Source organism: Glycomyces sp. NPDC047010 (genome assembly GCF_040644205.1).
GTDB lineage: Bacteria > Actinomycetota > Actinomycetes > Mycobacteriales > Micromonosporaceae > Glycomyces.
The window spans coordinates 304,983-322,101 of the sequence record NZ_JBEYVY010000003.1 but is presented as its reverse complement, the minus strand read 5'-3'; the positions used below and the strand labels follow the sequence as shown (position 1 = coordinate 322,101).

20 protein-coding genes are annotated in these 17,119 nt (G+C 70.3%); 15 read left to right on the top strand and 5 right to left on the bottom strand.

All coding sequences use genetic code 11. From position 1 onward, the window contains the following. Window positions 1-148 precede the first annotated feature (148 nt). The 14 genes from rpmE (at window position 149) to atpD (ending at window position 11,072) form a co-directional block, all read left to right on the top strand. Entirely contained in the window at window positions 149-379 is a 231-nt protein-coding gene (gene rpmE / locus AB0A65_RS07905; RefSeq protein ID WP_106364949.1) for a 50S ribosomal protein L31, read from the top strand. Between the two features lie 90 nt (window positions 380-469). Then, a complete protein-coding gene (gene prfA, locus AB0A65_RS07900; RefSeq protein ID WP_359948040.1) occupies window positions 470-1,555 on the top strand; it encodes a peptide chain release factor 1 in 1,086 nt (361 codons plus the stop codon). Further along, a complete protein-coding gene (gene prmC / locus AB0A65_RS07895) occupies window positions 1,555-2,412 on the top strand; it encodes a peptide chain release factor N(5)-glutamine methyltransferase (protein WP_359948037.1) in 858 nt (285 codons plus the stop codon). The genes prfA and prmC overlap by 1 nt, the downstream gene beginning before the upstream one ends. Further along, window positions 2,409-3,185 (top strand): L-threonylcarbamoyladenylate synthase, encoded by a 777-nt coding sequence (locus tag AB0A65_RS07890; protein WP_359948034.1) that lies wholly within the window; start codon window positions 2,409-2,411, stop codon window positions 3,183-3,185. The genes prmC and AB0A65_RS07890 overlap by 4 nt, the downstream gene beginning before the upstream one ends. Continuing rightward, the gene (locus tag AB0A65_RS07885) at window positions 3,182-3,733 is read left to right on the top strand and encodes a phosphotyrosine protein phosphatase (RefSeq protein ID WP_359948031.1); all 552 of its coding nucleotides are present in this window, start codon (window positions 3,182-3,184) and stop codon (window positions 3,731-3,733) included. The genes AB0A65_RS07890 and AB0A65_RS07885 overlap by 4 nt, the downstream gene beginning before the upstream one ends. Further along, window positions 3,730-4,131: a hypothetical protein gene (locus AB0A65_RS07880; RefSeq protein WP_359948028.1), complete on the top strand. Its 402-nt coding sequence runs from the start codon at window positions 3,730-3,732 to the stop codon at window positions 4,129-4,131. Before AB0A65_RS07885 ends, AB0A65_RS07880 begins: the two co-directional genes overlap by 4 nt. A gap of 132 nt (window positions 4,132-4,263) precedes the next feature. Further along, window positions 4,264-4,482, top strand: a complete 219-nt coding sequence (locus tag AB0A65_RS07875) for an AtpZ/AtpI family protein (RefSeq protein WP_091053281.1) — start codon at window positions 4,264-4,266, stop codon at window positions 4,480-4,482. A 38-nt stretch (window positions 4,483-4,520) separates the two neighbouring features. Further along, window positions 4,521-5,333, top strand: a complete 813-nt coding sequence (atpB, locus tag AB0A65_RS07870; protein ID WP_359948025.1) for a F0F1 ATP synthase subunit A — start codon at window positions 4,521-4,523, stop codon at window positions 5,331-5,333. A 97-nt stretch (window positions 5,334-5,430) separates the two neighbouring features. Then, complete coding sequence (locus AB0A65_RS07865; protein WP_359948022.1) at window positions 5,431-5,646, top strand: F0F1 ATP synthase subunit C; 216 nt, start codon at window positions 5,431-5,433, stop codon at window positions 5,644-5,646. A 22-nt stretch (window positions 5,647-5,668) separates the two neighbouring features. Then, window positions 5,669-6,211, top strand: a complete 543-nt coding sequence (locus AB0A65_RS07860) for a F0F1 ATP synthase subunit B (RefSeq protein ID WP_359948019.1) — start codon at window positions 5,669-5,671, stop codon at window positions 6,209-6,211. Beyond that, complete coding sequence (locus tag AB0A65_RS07855; protein ID WP_359948016.1) at window positions 6,211-7,032, top strand: F0F1 ATP synthase subunit delta; 822 nt, start codon at window positions 6,211-6,213, stop codon at window positions 7,030-7,032. The genes AB0A65_RS07860 and AB0A65_RS07855 overlap by 1 nt, the downstream gene beginning before the upstream one ends. A 34-nt stretch (window positions 7,033-7,066) precedes the next feature. Further along, complete coding sequence (gene atpA / locus AB0A65_RS07850) at window positions 7,067-8,701, top strand: F0F1 ATP synthase subunit alpha (RefSeq protein ID WP_359948013.1); 1,635 nt, start codon at window positions 7,067-7,069, stop codon at window positions 8,699-8,701. A gap of 2 nt (window positions 8,702-8,703) precedes the next feature. Next, window positions 8,704-9,642 (top strand): F0F1 ATP synthase subunit gamma, encoded by a 939-nt coding sequence (locus tag AB0A65_RS07845; protein ID WP_359948010.1) that lies wholly within the window; start codon window positions 8,704-8,706, stop codon window positions 9,640-9,642. Window positions 9,643-9,644: 2 nt separating this feature from the next. Further along, complete coding sequence (gene atpD, locus AB0A65_RS07840; RefSeq protein ID WP_359948007.1) at window positions 9,645-11,072, top strand: F0F1 ATP synthase subunit beta; 1,428 nt, start codon at window positions 9,645-9,647, stop codon at window positions 11,070-11,072. Between the two features lie 71 nt (window positions 11,073-11,143). On the opposite strand, the gene AB0A65_RS07835 is transcribed toward atpD, so the two are convergent. Both AB0A65_RS07835 and AB0A65_RS07830 read right to left on the bottom strand, forming a co-directional pair. Beyond that, on the bottom strand, window positions 11,144-12,052 hold the full coding sequence (locus tag AB0A65_RS07835; RefSeq protein ID WP_359948004.1) for a glycosyltransferase family 2 protein: 909 nt from the start codon (window positions 12,050-12,052) through the stop codon (window positions 11,144-11,146). Continuing rightward, window positions 12,045-13,064, bottom strand: a complete 1,020-nt coding sequence (locus AB0A65_RS07830) for a sulfotransferase (protein WP_359948001.1) — start codon at window positions 13,062-13,064, stop codon at window positions 12,045-12,047. Before AB0A65_RS07830 ends, AB0A65_RS07835 begins: the two co-directional genes overlap by 8 nt. Before the next feature lie 124 nt (window positions 13,065-13,188). Here AB0A65_RS07830 and AB0A65_RS07825 point away from each other — a divergent pair, with 124 nt between their 5' ends. Then, complete coding sequence (locus tag AB0A65_RS07825; protein ID WP_359947998.1) at window positions 13,189-14,010, top strand: WecB/TagA/CpsF family glycosyltransferase; 822 nt, start codon at window positions 13,189-13,191, stop codon at window positions 14,008-14,010. A 17-nt stretch (window positions 14,011-14,027) separates the two neighbouring features. Here the strand turns inward: AB0A65_RS07825 and AB0A65_RS07820 are convergent, their stop codons facing one another. The 3 genes from AB0A65_RS07820 to AB0A65_RS07810 are packed head-to-tail and all read right to left on the bottom strand — an operon-like array spanning window position 14,028 to window position 17,112. Further along, on the bottom strand, window positions 14,028-14,759 hold the full coding sequence (locus AB0A65_RS07820; protein WP_359947995.1) for a class I SAM-dependent methyltransferase: 732 nt from the start codon (window positions 14,757-14,759) through the stop codon (window positions 14,028-14,030). Between the two features lie 17 nt (window positions 14,760-14,776). Continuing rightward, window positions 14,777-16,261: a polysaccharide biosynthesis C-terminal domain-containing protein gene (locus tag AB0A65_RS07815; RefSeq protein WP_359947992.1), complete on the bottom strand. Its 1,485-nt coding sequence runs from the start codon at window positions 16,259-16,261 to the stop codon at window positions 14,777-14,779. Further along, window positions 16,228-17,112 carry a sulfotransferase gene (locus AB0A65_RS07810; protein WP_359947989.1) on the bottom strand — a complete coding sequence of 295 codons (885 nt, stop codon included), beginning with the start codon at window positions 17,110-17,112 and terminating at the stop codon, window positions 16,228-16,230. Before AB0A65_RS07810 ends, AB0A65_RS07815 begins: the two co-directional genes overlap by 34 nt. Window positions 17,113-17,119 lie beyond the last annotated feature (7 nt).

Genomic DNA, 17,119 nt, shown 5'->3' with positions numbered 1-17,119 from the left:
CGTGAGGCCGCCCTCGCTGAGAGCGGCCTCACGCCTTACCATTGAACGCTGGTGCGCAGGTCGCGCACCCTCCGACAGCCCCCCGGGGCTCGATTCGGTACCGGTTCACGGCGTAAGCCGACCCGGCGACCGGCATGAAAGGGAAGTCATGAAAGAGGGCATCCACCCTGAGTACGTCGTCACCGAGGTGACCTGCTCCTGCGGGAACAGCTTCACCACCCGGTCGACGGTGACCAGCGGCAAGATCCAGGCTGCGACCTGCAACAAGTGCCACCCGTTCTACACCGGCAAGCAGCGCATCCTCGACACCGGCGGTCGCGTGGCCAAGTTCAAGGCCCGCTACGCCAAGGCTGCCGAGAAGGCCCAGGCCGGCAAGTAGCCGTGCTCCGCGGCGTCCGTGTCTCCTCGACACGGGCGCCGCGTTTTTCGTCCCGTCCGATGTCTTGCAAGGCTTTCTTAAGGAACAGAGATGACGTCCGCAGCCGACAACCGCCTGGAAACGCTCATCGCGGAGTACCGCGACCTCGAAGTCCAGATGGGCGACCCCGCACTGCACGCCGACCAGGCCCAGGCCAGGCGGGTCGGCCGCCGCTACGCGGAGCTGTCCCCGATCGCGAAGACGGCCGAGGACATCGAGTCGGCCAAGGACGACCTGGAGACCGCCGAGGAGCTCGCCAAGGAGGACTCGGAGTTCGCGGAGGAGGCCGACCGGCTGCGCAGGCGCATCCCTGAGCTGGAGGAGAAGCTCGCCGAGCTGCTCGTGCCGCGTGACCCGGACGACTCCAAGGACGTCATCATCGAGATCAAGGCGGGCGCGGGCGGCGAGGAGTCCGGCCTGTTCGCCGGGGACCTCATGCGCATGTACCTGCGGTACTTCGAGCGCCAGGGCTGGGCCGTGGAGACCCTCGAAATGGTCCCCACCGACCTCGGCGGCGTGAAGGACTCCTCGATCGCGGTGCGCACGAAGGGCAGCCCCGAGGGCGGCAACGGCGTGTGGTCGCGCATGAAGTTCGAGGGCGGCGTCCACCGCGTGCAGCGCGTGCCCGTGACCGAGTCGCAGGGCCGCGTCCACACCTCGGCGGCCGCGGTCGTCGTCATGCCCGAGGCCGAGGAGGTCGACTTCGAGCTGAACATGAACGACGTGCGGGTCGACGTGTACCGGTCCTCCGGGCCCGGCGGCCAGTCGGTCAACACCACCGACTCCGCGGTGCGCCTCACCCACGTGCCCACCGGCGTCGTCGTGACCTCGCAGAACGAGAAGAGCCAGCTCCAGAACAAGGAGGCGGCGATCAAGGTCCTGCGCGCCCGCCTGCTCGCGAAGCAGCAGGAGGAGGCCGCCGCCGCGGCCGGCGCCGCACGCCTCTCGCAGGTGCGCACCGCGGACCGCTCCGAGCGCATCCGCACCTACAACTTCCCGCAGAACCGCCTCACCGACCACCGCGTCGGCTTCACCGCGTACAACCTCGACCAGGTCATGGACGGCTCCCTCGACGAGGTCCTGGACGCCCTCGCCGCCGCCGACCGCGCCGAGCGCATGGCGCGCGGCGCCGAGTGATGCAGCGGGAGGAGCTGCGGATCGCGCCTTGGCCTGAACTCATTGCCGAGGCGGCGGACCTGCTCGCGAAAGCGGGCGTCCCGTCGCCTCGGGTCGACGCCGAACTCCTGGCCGCCCATGTGACGGGCCTGAAACGCAGCCAGCTGCTCATCGCCCCCGCGCCGACCGCTGTAATCGGGCTGGCATTCACCGCGCTCGTGGTGCGCCGGGCCGCCCGCGAACCGCTCCAGCACCTCACCGGCTCGGCCGCGTTCCGCTACGGCGAGCTCGCGGTGGGGCCCGGGGTGTTCGTGCCCCGGCCCGAGACCGAGCTCCTCGTGGACTGGGCGCTCGCCCACTTGCCGCGGGGCGGCACCGTCATCGACGCGTGCTCCGGTTCCGGCGCCGTCGCGTACTCGATCGCGACCGAGCGGCCCGACGCCCGCGTGTGGGCCGTCGAGGTCGACCCGGACGCGTTCGAGTGGCTCGAATCGAACCTCGACGGCACCGGCGCGGTCCCCGTCCTCGCCGATGCCACGGCCGCCGGGACGCTCGCCGAGCTCGACGGCCTCGCGGACCTCGTGACCGCGAACCCGCCGTACGTGCCGTTCGAGATCGAGGTGGCCCCCGAGGTCGACTTCGACCCGTCCGGGGCGGTCTACGCCGCCGAGGCCGGGCTCGCGGTCATCCAGCCGCTCGCCGTCCGCGCCGCGAACTGGCTGAAGCCGGGCGGCTGGTACGGCTTCGAGCACGACGACACCCACGGGACCGTGGCCCCCGAGATCCTCCGTGTCAGCGGATTCACGGATGCGGAGGACCACGACGACCTCGCCGGCCGGCCGAGGTTCGCTACGGGAAGGCTAGGCTTGCTGCCGTGAGGCTGTTCAATTGCAGGAAGATCAAGGACCGCGCCACGGGCATCAAGTCCGCCGCGCGCGCCGTCACCGGCGGCCGTCTGGTCGTCATCCCCACCGACACCGTGTACGGGATCGGCTGTGACGCGTTCAACCACGCCGCGGTCAGGGCCGTGCTCGCCGCCAAGGGCCGGGGACGGGACATGGCCCCGCCGGTGCTCATCGGCTCCAAGCGCGCCCTCGACGGCATCGCCTCCGACGTCCCCGACTCGGCGAAGGCGCTCATCGACGCCTTCTGGCCCGGCGCCCTCACCATCGTCGTGCCCTACACCCCGACCCTGACGTGGGACCTCGGCGACACCGACGGCACGGTCGCCGTGCGCATGCCGCTGCACCCGCTCGCGCTCGAACTCCTCAAGGAGACCGGCCCCATGGCCGTCACCTCCGCGAACAAGACCGGCCAGCCCCCGGCCGAGACCGCCACCGACGCGAAGGCCCAGCTCGGCTCCGACGTCTCCGTGTACCTGGAGGCCGGGCCCAGCGAGGACAACCTGCCCTCGACGATCGTCGACTGCGTCGCGCACCCGCCGCAGATCCTCCGCGAGGGCGCCCTGAGCCTGGAGCAGATCCGCAAGATCGTCCCCGACACGCTCGACCGCGACGGCTACGGCCCCGGCCAGCGCCCCGAGGACCAGGAGCCGGACGAGGCCGACGAGGCCCCCGAAGCCGCTGAGGCCGACGCCTCCGAGACCGCCGAGGCGACCGGCGAGGCCCCCGCCGAGGAGCGCTCCGCGTGAGCGCGCCCTTCTCGGTCCTCCACGTGTGCACCGGCAACATCTGCCGCTCGCCCATGTCCGAGCGCATCCTCGACGGGCTCACCGGCGACGACGTGTTTAACCACGGCGCCGGGACCTCCTCGTGGCACGAGGGCGACGACATGCAGCCGTTCTCCGCGCGCGAACTGGAGGACCGCGGCTACGAGGGCGCCGGGCACGGCGCCCGGCACCTCGTCCGCGCCCACGTCGAAGCCTCCGACCTGATCCTGGTCGCGACGACGGGGCACGCCGACTTCATCGCCGAGTCCTACCCCGAGGCCGCCGGGAAGACCTTCCTCGTGCGCACCTTCGGCCGCATCGCCGCCGACGCCGCGGACGAGATCCCCGAGGGCGACGTCCACACCCGCGGCAAGGCGCTCCTGGCGCTCGCCGAGCAGCGCCGCGGCGACTACGAGGACGCCGACCTGGCCGACCCGTGGGGGATGAGCCGCACCGAGTACGGCCGCATCGCCGACCAGCTGGAGGCCGCGCTCAAGCCGGTCGCGGCCGCCCTGGAAGGGCCGTCGTGAGGGCCGCGCGGGGCTTCCTCAAGCCGTGCTTCGCCGTCGCCGGGATCGCCGCGGTGATCGCGGCCGTCGTCGGCGGGATCACCGCGGGAGGGCCCGGCGCCTGGGGCGCTCCGGCAGGAGTAGCGTTGGCCGCCTTGGGTTTCGCCGGCTCGGTGCAAGCGGTCGCAGCAGCCGAGAAGATTGACCTGCGTCTCACCCTGCCTATGGCTTTGATCACATACGCATTCAAACTCGTGATCGCCTTTTTTGCATTGTGGACGGTCCAATCGACGGTCCCGAATGCCTTGCTCCCCTTCGCCTGCGGGATCATCGGCGGTGCCGTCGCGTGGCTCGCGACCCAGGCTGTCTGGGCATACAAGGCAAAGATCCCCTACATCGAGCTCGACCAGCCGTCTTGACGCGTCCTTGACGCCCGCATGCGATGCGACACGCGGTGTTTCGTGGAGGTTGACAATTGCGCACCGATGGCCCTCATCTCAGCGAACCCGCTGGGCAGTTCCTGCGTAGTAGCTGTTAGAGTTCAATCCGACATGGCCGACATGGAACCCCCCGAACGCAAGCCCCAGCCTGACGGTTCTGACATGGGCTGGCGCGCTCTGGGATATCTGCTGTCCGGGATCATCGTCTGGGGTGGTCTCGGATATCTCGTCGACCTGTGGCTCGGACTGCCCAAAGTCGGGCTCCTGGTAGGGATGCTGGTCGGTGCTGGAGCGGGGATGTACCTGCTCATCAAGCAGATGTCGCCGTAGTTTTTTGTGACCGACACTGACTGAGAGGCGTGGCTCGCGTGACCGACTCAGCCATCGTGCTGGCCGAAGGGGAGTCCCACTTCCCGCCCGGTATCCACAGCTTTGACTTTGCCGACTGGTTCTCCGGGCTCACCGGGACCGCGCTCGCCCACATGTTCACCACCATCACCCTCGGTGTGTGGCTGACGGTCGCGATCCTCATCGTCTTCTTCCTGTGGGCCTACCGCAAGCCCCAGATCGTCCCCACCAAGAAGCAGTGGCTGGCCGAGTCCGCCTACGGCTTCATCAGGAACACCGTCGCCATCGACCTCATGGGCAAGAAGGACGGCGTGAAGTTCGCCCCGTACCTCGCGACCCTGTTCCTGTTCATCGTCCTCATGAACTTCTGGGCCGTCGTGCCCGGCATCCAGATCTCCCCGAACGCGCACATCGCGTTCCCGGCGATGCTGGCGATCCTCTCGTGGATCATCTACGTCTGGGTCGGCATCAAGCAGCACGGCCTGGTCAAGTGGCTGAAGATCACCGTCGTCCCCCCGGGCGCGCCGCTGTTCATCTACCCGCTGCTGATCCCGATCGAGATCCTCCAGAACATCATCCTGCGCCCGGTCACCCTGGCCCTGCGGCTCTTCGCGAACATGTTCGCGGGCCACCTCATCCTGCTGGTGTTCATCCTCGGCGGGTTCGAGATGCTGAACTCCAGCAACTTCTTCGTCCAGGGCCTGTCGATCTTCTCGTTCGGCATGGGCATCGCGATGACCCTCTTCGAGCTCATCGTCATCCTGCTCCAGGCGTACGTCTTCACGCTCCTGACGGGCATGTACATCCAGGGGTCCCTCGCGGAAGAGCACTAGAGCTCCCCGAACTTCCACCCCTCACCCAAAGATTTCGCAATTGAACAACATCGTGCGCGTGACGGTCACGCCACGCTGACACCTAGGAGAAAGCCAGATGGAAGGCTCCGTCAACGTCATCGGTTACGGTCTCGCTGCGATCGGCCCCGGTATCGGTGTTGCCCTCATTTTCGCCGCGTGGATCACCGCCACCGCCCGCCAGCCCGAGTCGGCCGGCATCACCCGTCCGATGCTGTTCATGGGCTTCGCCCTCGTCGAGGTCCTCGCGCTGTTCGGTCTCGTCCTGGCCTTCGCCCTCGGCGGCACGGCCTAACTAGCCCTTCAAGGGAGTCATCATGATTCACGCCGCCGAAGGAGGGGCCGGGATCCTCTTCCCGATCTGGCAGGAAATGCTGATCGGCGCCATCGCTTTCGGTCTGCTGTGCTTCGTGCTCATGAAGTTCGTCTTCCCCCGCATGGAGAAGACGTTCGAGGCACGGGTCGACGCGATCGAAGGCGGCATCGAGCGCGCCGAGCGCGCTCAGGAAGAGGCGAACCAGACGCTAGAGGAGTACCGCCGGAAGCTCGCCACCGCGCAGGAGGAGGCCGCCGCGATCCGCGACGAGGCCCGCGCCGACGCCGTGGCAGCCAAGGAGGAGATCCTCGTCTCCGCCCGCGAGGAGTCCAACCGGATCATCGCGGCCGGCCACGCCCAGGTCGAGGCCTCGCGCCAGCAGCTCGTCCGCGAGCTGCGCAGCGAGGTCGGCAACCTGGCGGTGGACCTGGCCGGGAAGATCATCGGCCAGCGCCTCGCCGGAGACGCCGACACCACCGCGACCGTCGACCAGTTCCTGGCCGAGATCGCCGATGAGACGGCCGAGACGAGCGGAGCGCGCTGATGTCGACGACTGGACGCGAAAGCATCGAGGCCGGCCGGGCCGTGCTGGAGGCAGCCGCCTCCGGTGCCTCGGCCGAGCAGCTCACCGAGTGCGGCGATCAGCTGCTGGGAGTGACGCGGTTCCTCGTCGACCAGCCTCGGCTGCGTCGCGCCCTGTCCGACCCCGCCCGCGAGGCGGACGACCGGGAGGGCCTGCTCCGCGGGCTCCTCGCCGGTCAAGTCGGCGACACCTCCGCTGACGTGGTCGCCGCCCTGGTGCGCGGCCGCTGGAGCAGCCCGTCCGAACTGGTGGACGGCACCGAGCAGCTCGCCGTCGAGGCGCTGCTGCTCGCCGCCGCCAAGGACGGCAGCCTGGCCAACGTCGAAGACCAGCTGTTCCGCTTCGGGCGGCTCGTTGACGGCGACGCCGAGCTCTCCTCGGTCCTCGGTGCCACCGGCACCGACCCCAAGGGCCGGGCCGAGCTGACCGAGCGCCTGCTCGGCGGCAAGGCCGAGCCGGTGACGGTGAAGCTCGCGGCCGCCGCATGCTTCGGCATCGGCGGGCGCAGCTTCCACGCCTCGCTGGCCTACCTGGTCGAGGTCGCCGCGGCGGCCCGCGACGAGGCCGTGGCCTACGTGACCGTGGCCAAGCCGCTCGACGAGCAGGGCGAGCGCCAGCTCGCCGCCAAGCTGTCGCTCGTCTACGGCCGCCCGGTGGCGCTCAAGGTCACCGTCGACCCCGCGATCGTCGGGGGCATCCGGGTGCAAGTCGGCTCGGAACTGTGGGACGGCTCCGTCTCGCGCCGCCTCGACGAAGCCCGCCAAGCCTTGGCCGGACGCTGATCCAGCCGGTAGAAACAGAAAGGTAAACGTTCAGATGGCTGAATTGACCATCTCCTCTGACGAGATCCGCAACGCGCTCGACGCGTACGTCTCGTCGTACCGGCCGGAGATCACCCGCGAAGAGGTCGGTACCGTCACGAGCGCCGGCGACGGCATCGCGATCGTCGAGGGCCTCCCGTCCGTCATGGCCAACGAGCTCCTGGAGTTCGAGGGCGGCGTGATGGGCCTGGCCCTGAACCTCGACGTGCGCGAGATCGGCGCCGTGCTCCTCGGCGACCCGACCAAGGTCGGCGAGGGCCAGCCCGTGAAGCGGACCGGCAAGGTCCTCTCGGTGCCGGTCGGCGACAAGTTCCTGGGCCGCGTCGTGGACGCCCTGGGCAACCCCATCGACGACCTCGGCGACATCGAGGCCGAAGGCGAGCGCGAGCTCGAAGCCCAGGCCCCCAACGTCATCAACCGCCAGTCGGTGTCCGAGCCGGTCGAGACCGGCATCAAGGCCATCGACTCGATGACCCCCATCGGCCGCGGCCAGCGCCAGCTGATCATCGGCGACCGCAAGACCGGCAAGACGCAGGTCGCGATCGACACGATCATCAACCAGCTCGCGAACTGGGAGTCCGGCGACCCGAAGAAGCAGCTCCGCTGCATCTACGTCGCGGTCGGCCAGAAGGGCTCCACCGTCGCGGCCATCAAGGGCATGCTCGAAGAGCACGGGGCGATGGAGTACACCACCATCGTCGCGGCGAACGCCGACGAGCCCGCGGGCCTGAAGTACCTGGCCCCCTACACCGGTTCGGCCATCGGCCAGCACTGGATGTACGGCGGCAAGCACGTCCTCATCGTCTTCGACGACCTGTCGAAGCAGGCCGAGGCGTACCGCACCGTGTCGCTGCTGCTGCGTCGTCCCCCGGGCCGCGAAGCCTTCCCCGGCGACGTGTTCTACCTGCACTCCCGCCTGCTGGAGCGCTGCGCGAAGCTCTCCGACGAGCTGGGCGCGGGCTCGCTGACCGGTCTCCCGATCATCGAGACCAAGGCCGGCGACATCTCGCAGTTCATCCCGACCAACGTCATCTCGATCACCGACGGCCAGGTCTTCCTCGAAGAGGGCCTGTTCAACTCGGGTGTGCGGCCGGCGATCAACGTCGGTACGTCCGTCTCCCGTGTCGGCGGCGCCGCGCAGACCAAGGGCATGCGCTCCGTCGCGGGCTCCCTGCGTCTGGACCTGGCCCAGTACCGCGACCTGGAGGCCTTCGCGGCCTTCGCGTCGGACCTGGACGCCGCGTCCCGCGCGCAGCTGGACCGCGGTCTGCGCATGGTCGAGCTCCTCAAGCAGGGTGTGGCCGCGCCGCTCCCCATGGGCGAGGAGACCATCTCGATCTGGGCGGGCACCTCCGGCGCCCTGGACGACATCCCCGTCGGGGAGGTGCGCCGGTTCGAGAACGAGTTCCTGACCTACATGCGCGCCAACCACAAGGACGTCGTCGCCCAGCTCAATGCGGGCAAGGACAAGGTCGCCGGCGACATCGAGGACACCCTCAACCGCGCCGTCGCCAAGTTCAAGCAGATGTTCAAGGCCAACGTCGACGACCTGAACGTGACCGACATCGCCGAAGACGCCCTTGAGGGCGACGTCGACGTCGAGACCGTCAAGCGCGTCAAGAAGGGTTAGCCATGTCAGCGCAGCTTCGTACTTTGCGCAAGCGGCTGAAGTCGACCCAGTCCATCAAGAAGATCACCAAGGCGCAGGAGCTGGTCGCGACCAGCCGCATCGCCAAGGCGCAGGACCGGGTGGCGGCTTCGCTGCCGTACGCCCGGGCCATGACCGGTGTGATGACGTCCCTGGCGTCGAACGCGTCGATCAACCACCCGCTGCTCCAGCCGCGTGCGGCGGTGCGCCGGGCGGGCGTCCTGGTGGTCACGGCCGACAAGGGGATGTGCGGCGGGTACAACGCGAACGTCATCCGCACGGCCGAGCAGCTGATCACCCGCCTCTCCGAGGAGGGCAAGGTCCCGGTCCTGTACGTCGCCGGCCGCAGGGGCGTCGACTACTACCGGTTCCGCTCCCGGCCGATCGAGCACTCGTGGACCGGGTTCTCCCAGCTGCCGAGGGTCTCGGACGCGCAGGAGATCACGCGGACGCTGCTCGCGGCGTTCATGTCCGGCGCCGACGACGATGGTGACGACGCGGGTGCGGACGGTATCCTCGGGGTGGACGAGCTGCACATCGTCAACACCAGGTTCGTCTCGCTGCTGACGCAGACGCCCGAGCCGCGGCAACTGGCGCCCCTCGAAGTCGAGGAGGTGGAGGAGTCCGAGCTCGACGAGCACGTGCTCCTCCCGGACTACGAGTTCGAGCCGAACCCGGAGGCGCTGCTCGACGCGCTGCTGCCGAAGTACCTGACGACTCGCATCTACGCGGCGCTGATCGACAGCGCGGCCAGCGAGTTGGCGTCGAAGCGCCGGGCCATGAAGGCGGCCTCGGACAATGCCGATGAATTGATCAAGACCCTGCGGCGGAGCGCGAACGCGGCGCGGCAGGCGGCGATCACGCAGGAGATCAGCGAAATCGTGGGCGGGGCCAGTGCCCTTTCCGCCGCAGGAAGAGAGTAACGATGACTGACACCCAAGGAGTGGGGCGCGTCGTACGGGTCATCGGGCCCGTCGTCGACGTCGAGTTCCCGCGAAACGCCATCCCGGCGATCTTCAACGCACTCCACGTTGACGTGACCTACGGCGACGAGCCGAAGACGCTGACCCTGGAAGTCGCCCAGCACCTGGGCGACAGCCAGATCCGCGGCATCTGCATGGCGCCGACGGACGGCCTCGTCCGCGGCGCCGAGGTGCGCGACACCGGCGGGCAGATCAAGGTCCCCGTCGGCGACGGCATCAAGGGCAAGGTCTTCAACGTCCTGGGCGAGTGCCTCAACCTCCCCGAGGGCGAGACGCTCGAAGCCGACGACCACTGGGAGATCCACCGCCACGCCCCGGCGTTCGCGCAGCTGGAGCCGAAGACCGAGATGCTGGAGACCGGCATCAAGGCGATCGACCTCCTCGCCCCGTACGTCAAGGGCGGCAAGATCGGCCTGTTCGGCGGCGCCGGCGTGGGCAAGACGGTGCTCATCCAGGAGATGATCATCCGCGTCGCCCAGAACTTCGGCGGTTCGTCGGTGTTCGCCGGTGTCGGCGAGCGCACCCGTGAGGGCAACGACCTCATCGCGGAGATGGACGAGGCGGGCGTGCTGCCCAAGACCTCGCTCGTGTACGGCCAGATGGACGAGCCGCCGGGGGTGCGCCTCCGCGTCGCCCTGTCGGCCCTGACGATGGCCGAGTACTTCCGCGACGTGAAGAACCAGGAGGTGCTGCTCTTCATCGACAACATCTTCCGGTTCACGCAGGCCGGCTCCGAGACCTCCGCGCTGCTGGGCCGCATGCCCTCGGCCGTGGGCTACCAGCCGACCCTCGCGGACGAGATGGGTGAGCTCCAGGAGCGCATCACCTCGCTGCGCGGCAAGGCGATCACCTCGATGCAGGCCGTGTACGTCCCCGCGGACGACTACACCGACCCGGCGCCGTTCACCGCGTTCACGCACTTGGACGCGACGACGAACCTGGAGCGGAAGATCTCCGACAAGGGCATCTACCCCGCGATCGACCCGCTGGCCTCGAACTCCCGCATCCTGGAGCCCGAGGTCGTCGGTGCCGAGCACTACGCGGTCGCGTCGACGGTGAAGCAGATCCTCCAGAAGTACAACGAGCTTCAGGACATCATCGCGATCCTCGGCATGGACGAGCTGTCCGAAGAGGACAAGCTCGTCGTGGGCCGCGCGCGCCGCATCGAGCGCTTCCTGTCGCAGAACACCTTCGCGGCGAAGCAGTTCACCGGCGTCGAGGGCTCGTTCGTCCCCGTCAAGGAGACCGTCGAGGCGTTCAAGAAGATCGCCGAGGGGGAGTACGACCACTTCCCCGAGCAGGCGTTCTTCATGTGCGGCGGTCTCGACGACCTGCACCGGAACGAAGAGGAGCTCCGCAAGAAGGGCTAGTCCTTCTTCGCAGCACTGACGGGAACGGCCCCGGAACCGCGAGGTTCCGGGGCCGTTCCCTTTGCCTTGCTCTAAATACCGCGGCCTCTCCTGTGGAGCGCGGCCATGACCGCGGGGACGCCCACGATGCCCGCCGCTGCCGCGGCGGCGACCGCCGCTCGCGGTTCACCGGGGTTCGCCTTGGTGGCGCGCAGGGCCCATCTCAGGGCCTCCTTGCGGTCCCCGATGGCCGCGTGCCAGCAGGCGATCTGGCCGTAGACGCGGGCGGCGCCCTCGGGGCTGCCGTGGATCTCCGGGTGCCGGTCGAGGATCCACCGCAGCGAGGAGATCTTGGTGTCCCAGCGGGTCTCGAAGTGCGACCCGGCCCAGTTGACGAGCGCGTACGGGGTGTCCACGTGCGCGATGGGACGGCGCCGGGACGCCCGCAGGAGCATGTCCCAGTCCTCGTTCTGGCTCCCCGGCGCGTCCTCCGCGACGAGCCCGAGCCCGCCCAGGAGCGCCGAGCGGCGGAACAGGAACGTCGAGGAGTGGAGCATCATCATGCGGGACCTGAGCAGGTCCGCGTGCCGCACCGTCGACTTCTGCGCGAGCCGCGCGTTGCGCTTCCCGCGATAGTCGACCTCGATCGCGGCGGTGCACAGCTCGGCCTCGGTGCCCAGGGCCGCGACCTGCGCGGCGAGCTTCCCGGGGAGCCATTCGTCGTCGTCGTCCAGGAACGCGACGAGATCGGTGTCCAGCGCGGTGATCCCGGTGTTGCGGGCCCCCGCCAGGCCCGGGGTGCGGTCGTTCTTGACCTCCCGGACCGGCCGCCCGCCCTCCGCGTCGGCGAGGTCCCCGGTGGGCTTGGCGCGGTCGAAGACCACGACCACTTCGAGGTCGCCGGGGTAGAACTGCGTCAGGACCGACCGCAGGGCCGCGCGCACCTGCTGCGGGCGGTCGTGGGTCGGGATCACGACGCCGACCGAGGGCCATTCAGTCACGGGCGCTCACCTCTTCGCGTGCGGGGTCCTCCACGGGGGCCTCGTCCTCGTTGAGGTACCCGTACCGGCCGAGAAGAGGCCGGGTCAGGGTCGAGACCATCCGGCGCGTGCCGTCCGACAGGTCCTCGGTCCACGCCTCGTCGGGCCGGATCGGGATGCGCCCCACGGTGAACCGCATCGGGTTCCCGGCCGCGGAGTGGCTCGGGCCCAGGTCGGCCCAGCCGTCGCCGATGAAGTTCAGGTCCGACTCGACCAGGTCGAGCCCGCAGAACCGCGCGAGCGAGGCGATGACCCGCCTGGGCCGCTGGATGATCCGCTCGTACCTGACGCGCCGCACCGGCACCCCGCGGCGCGCGAGCAGGCTGAACGCGGCGTTCTGCGCGTTCCACAGCATCGCGGCCTTCGCGGGGGAGTAGCGCGTCATCTGGTCCCCGGTGGGGGACTCGGGCCGCGACACCTTCTTCGTCCACGAGTACGCGACGCCGCGCGAGTCGCGCACGACGTGCATCACCCGCAGGTCGATCTTCGGCGACCACCGCAGGCAGTACGCGAGCGACGCGTGCTTGGACGAGTCCACCACGACCTGCGCGCGCGTGTCCTTCGCAGCGGCCGTGTAGATCTTCTCGAAGTACTCGGCGTACTCGGTCACGAGCTGGTGCTGCGCCGGGGCGAGCTTCTTCGAGGCGAGCGCCGGGATGTGCCGCGTCCGGTCCACGGTCGCCTTCAGGGCGTTGAGCCGCTCGACGTCCACGTCCTCCCAGGACCCGAACGCCCGGCCGCCGATGCGCTGCCAGAACTCGCAGTGCGAGAACGTCGCGCCGCACGCGCACATCTCGTTCCCCACGAGGTCCCGCTCCCACAGGTGGGTGATCTCCCCGAGCGGGACGACCCCCGGCAGCTGCCCCAGCAGCCGCTCCAGGAGCGTGGTGCCGCTGCGGCCCAGGCCGCCGATGAAGACCACTTTCACGCGGTTCTCGGACTGCTCGGACTGCTCGGCCGTTCTCCAGCTCACTGAACCCTCGCTCACCCTCGTTGCCCCCCTGTTGACCCCTATAACGATCCGAGGTGGGGTCGGGGACACGCCCTGAGGCGAAAAATCCCGGAAAACCGCCCGCGGGGCCTTAGCGTCTGATGTCATGGAGCGCTTGGGCCCTGCACGCGTCGACGGCGCGGACGGCCGACCTTCCCCCCGAGTCCGCATGGGCGGCATCGGCATCGACCCGGTCACCGGGGCCGGTGCGGTCGCGCACGTCCTCGACGCGATCGACGCCGGGCGCGGCGGGCAGATCGTCACGCCGAACGTCGACATCGTCGCGGCCGCACGCCGCAGCCGCGCACTGCGCGCCGTCGTCAACGCCGCCGACCTCGTCACCGCCGACGGCGCACCGCTCGTATGGGCCTCCCGCGTCGCCGGGACACCGCTGCCCGAACGCGTCGCCGGATCGGACCTCGTGTGGAGCCTCGCGGCCGCCGCCGCCGAACGGGGCCTGCGCATCGCGCTCCTCGGCGGCACCCCCGACGCCGCCGCCCGCCCCACCGAGCGCGCCGCGGAAGTCCTCGAAACCCGCTACCCGGGGCTGAAAGTCGTCGGCGCCTGGTGCCCGCCCATGGGCTTCGACCGCGACGACGCGCACTGGAACGCCCTCACCGAGCGACTCACCGCCGCCGCCCCCGACCTCGTCTACGTCGGCCTCGGCTTCCCCAAGCAGGAGCATGTCATCGTGCGCCTGCGCGCCACCGCCCCCCGGGCGTGGTTCCTCGGCTGCGGCGCGAGCATCGACTTCATCGCCGGACACCGCCGCCGCGCCCCGGGATGGATGCAGCGCACCGGCACCGAATGGCTGTTCCGCATGTGCTCCGAGCCCCGCAGGCTCGCCCGCAGGTACCTGCGCGACGACCTCCCCGAAGCGGCGAGGCTCCTCATCGAGGCCGCGAAGGCACGCCGGAACCGGCCGTAAGCGCCCCCGGCGGGCCGCTAGCGCCTGCGCGCGATGTACACGACGTCCGTGGCCCACTTCGACATCGGCGAGCACAGCGCCGCGTCGACCGCCTTCGACGCCCACGCCCACGGCGCCCGGTAGCAGCCCTGCGTGAACATCGTGAAGCCCTGCATGCCGACCAGGTCGAACCCGTGCCGGTCGAACAGCTCCCGCATCTCCTCGTGCGACAGCTCCTGGAACCACGTGTGCGCGTCCAGGCGCCCGAACGTCTTGCGCAGGTGCCGCAGCGACGACGCGTTCCCGTGGTTCTCCACCAGCAGCAGCCCCGAGTCCGCGTCCGGCAGCGCCATCGCCGCGAAGTCCATCAGCTGGTCCCGCAGGTGCAGGTCCACATTGAGCACGAACCGGAACGCCGTCACCAGGCGCTGGCGCGTCTCGTCAGGCTCCGGCACCGCCAGGCCCGGCGCCACCAGGTGCGCGTGCCCGGGCGTGCCCAGCTCGCGGCCCTTCTGGAGCATCGCCTCCGACGTGTCGTACCCGTGCGACACCGACACCAGCCCCGCGAGCATCCGCGCCACCCGCCCCGTCCCGCAGGCGAAGTCGTGGTGCACCGGCGGCATCCCGAACGCGTGCGGCACGAAGCCTCGCAGCCAGCCCGTCTGGCGGCTCGACACGATCGACGAGAACGTCCCCGGCGCGTACGTGCGCTCGGCGTACTTCTCCACCGCCGTCGGGTCCTGGAAGACCTCGGTGTAGTTGGCTGCCACGGCGTTCCTCTCGACGTTCAGATCCCGGCCCGGTAGCGCAGGAGCGCCACCGCCCACACGGCCGCCGCCGCCCCGAGGGCGACGAGCGTCCACAGCGGGCCGAACGGCGCCGCCGCCAGCGGCAGGACCCCGAACAGCAGGCCCGCCGCGAGCAGGGCGCGCCGGGTCAGCGCCCCGAAGGGATGCAGTCCGAAGGCGCGCCACAGCTGCGCGAGTGGAACCAAATTATTGACCAGAACGGCCGCCGACCACGCGATCGCCGCGCCGACGACCCCCATCGCGGGAATCAACGCGAGGTTCAATCCGACATTGACGACGAGTGAAATCGAGACGTCGATCAGCTGCCACGAGGTCTTCCCCGCCATCGACAGCATCGAGTCCACCACCCCGCACGCCGCCCCGATCATCATCGCGGGCACCAGGATCCACACCACCAGGCGCGCCTCGTCGCTCGCGTACCCGCCGCCGAACATCCGCAGGTACCAGTCCGCGAGCAGCCCCACCGCCAGGTACACCGGCCACGTCAGCGCCACGATCCACGCCGTCGACTCCTGGTACAGCGCCCGCGCCGACGCGGGCTCCCCGGCGGCCATCGCCGCCGCCGCGCGCGGCTGCACCGACTGGCCCACCGCGCCCGAGGCCATCTGCCCGACGATCACGAACCGCGTCGCCACCGTGTACACCGCGGCCGCACCCAGGCCCGCGAGCGCCGCGACCATGATGATGTCGAGGCGCTGCAACCCCAGCTGCGCGACGCTCGCCGCCGCCCGCGGCGCCGTGAACCCCCAGAACGCCCGCCCCGACACCCGGTCGGGGAACGCCGGGTCCACCGCGGTCGCCCGGTGGCGCCGCAGCAGGTACCAGGCCGCCGCCAGTGCCGCCGGCAGGTACGGCAGCACCCACGCGAACGTGATCCACTGCGCGGTCGCCGTGCCCGCCAAAGCGATCGCGCCCAGGCCCACGAGCTGCGCGGCGGTGCGCCCGAGCTTGTCGATGACCACCGACGGGCCCATGAGCCGGTACCCGCGGGTCGCCGCGAGCAGCGCCTCCATCGCGACCGACGCGGGGATGAACACCGCGAGCAGCCGCACCAGGTCCGGGCTCGCGAACATCGGCGCCGTCACGAGCAGGATCGCCGCCGCCGCGAACGACGCGACGGCCGCGGGCCACAGGCCCAGGCGCAGGACCGACCCGATGGCCGCGTCCCGCCCGTTCTTGTGCAGCCGCGCGACCCAGTACACGAGTCCCGTCGGCGTCCCCAGCCGCGCGAGCGCGCCCGCGAGCATGAACACCGAGGTCGCCGCGAAGAACGCGCCCGCCTCCGCGGGCGACAGCGCCACGGCCGCGAGCCACGTGACGGCCAGGCCCCCGAGCCCGGCGACCGCGGCCCCCACGAGGTTCGCGAGGCCCCCGCGCGCGGTCCCGCGCAGCTCCTCGCGACCGGCCTCCCGCTCCGCGACCGACGCGGTCAGCGCCGCCAACTCGGCACGCCCCCAAGCCATTCCGCGAGCCGCTCGTCATAGGGCCCGTAATGCTCGGTCAGCAGCTCCCGCAGCTCGGCGGACATCGGCGAGGGACGCCCGCGCGCGTTGTGGCGCGCGAACGCGAAGTCCCCGATCCACGGCAGGCCCAGGAACCGCAGGACCCGCTCGAACGCGTCGTCGGGGCGCGTGAAGAACTCGCCCGAGTCGAGCACGAGCACCCGGTCCCGGCCCACCCGCTCCGCAAGCGGCTCAAGGAAGTCCGTGTACTGCCCGCGCGCGGTGTACGCGTGGTGCTGGTGGTCGAAGCTGTACAGCGACGGGTCGGCCCGCAGCCGCGCCTCCACGCCGTCCAGGCGCGAGGACTCGGCCTCGATCGCCTCCGCGAAGTCCGCGATCGGCTCGAACCCGCGCGCCACCTCGTGCGCATGGTGCGACCAGGCCCGCTCGACCGGGTCGCGCACGAGCACGATCACCTTGACGCCGGGCAGGTCCCGCGCGAACCGCTCCGCGGCCAGCGGGTGGTACAGGTAGTACGGGCTCGACTCGAACGCGACCGGCGCGAGGCCGGTCCGGTCGGCGACCCGCGCCGCCGCGCCCTGCGTCGGGAAGTGCCCGCGGTACCAGGCCGCGCCGCGCCGGTAGTTCGTGTCGAAGTAGTGGACGCCCTTGTGGAACACCGGCTTCAGGATCGCCGGGTGCTGGGCCAGGGCCCGGTACAGGGACGTGGTGCCGCAGCGCTGGCCGCCGCACACGAGCAGGCCCGGCAGCATCCTGGAGGAGGCCGTCAGGCGCCCGAAGGTGCGCGACGAGTGGCCGACGACGGCCTTCAACTGGGTTGGGATGCGCTCGCGCATGGTCCGCTGGCTCATGGTGCTT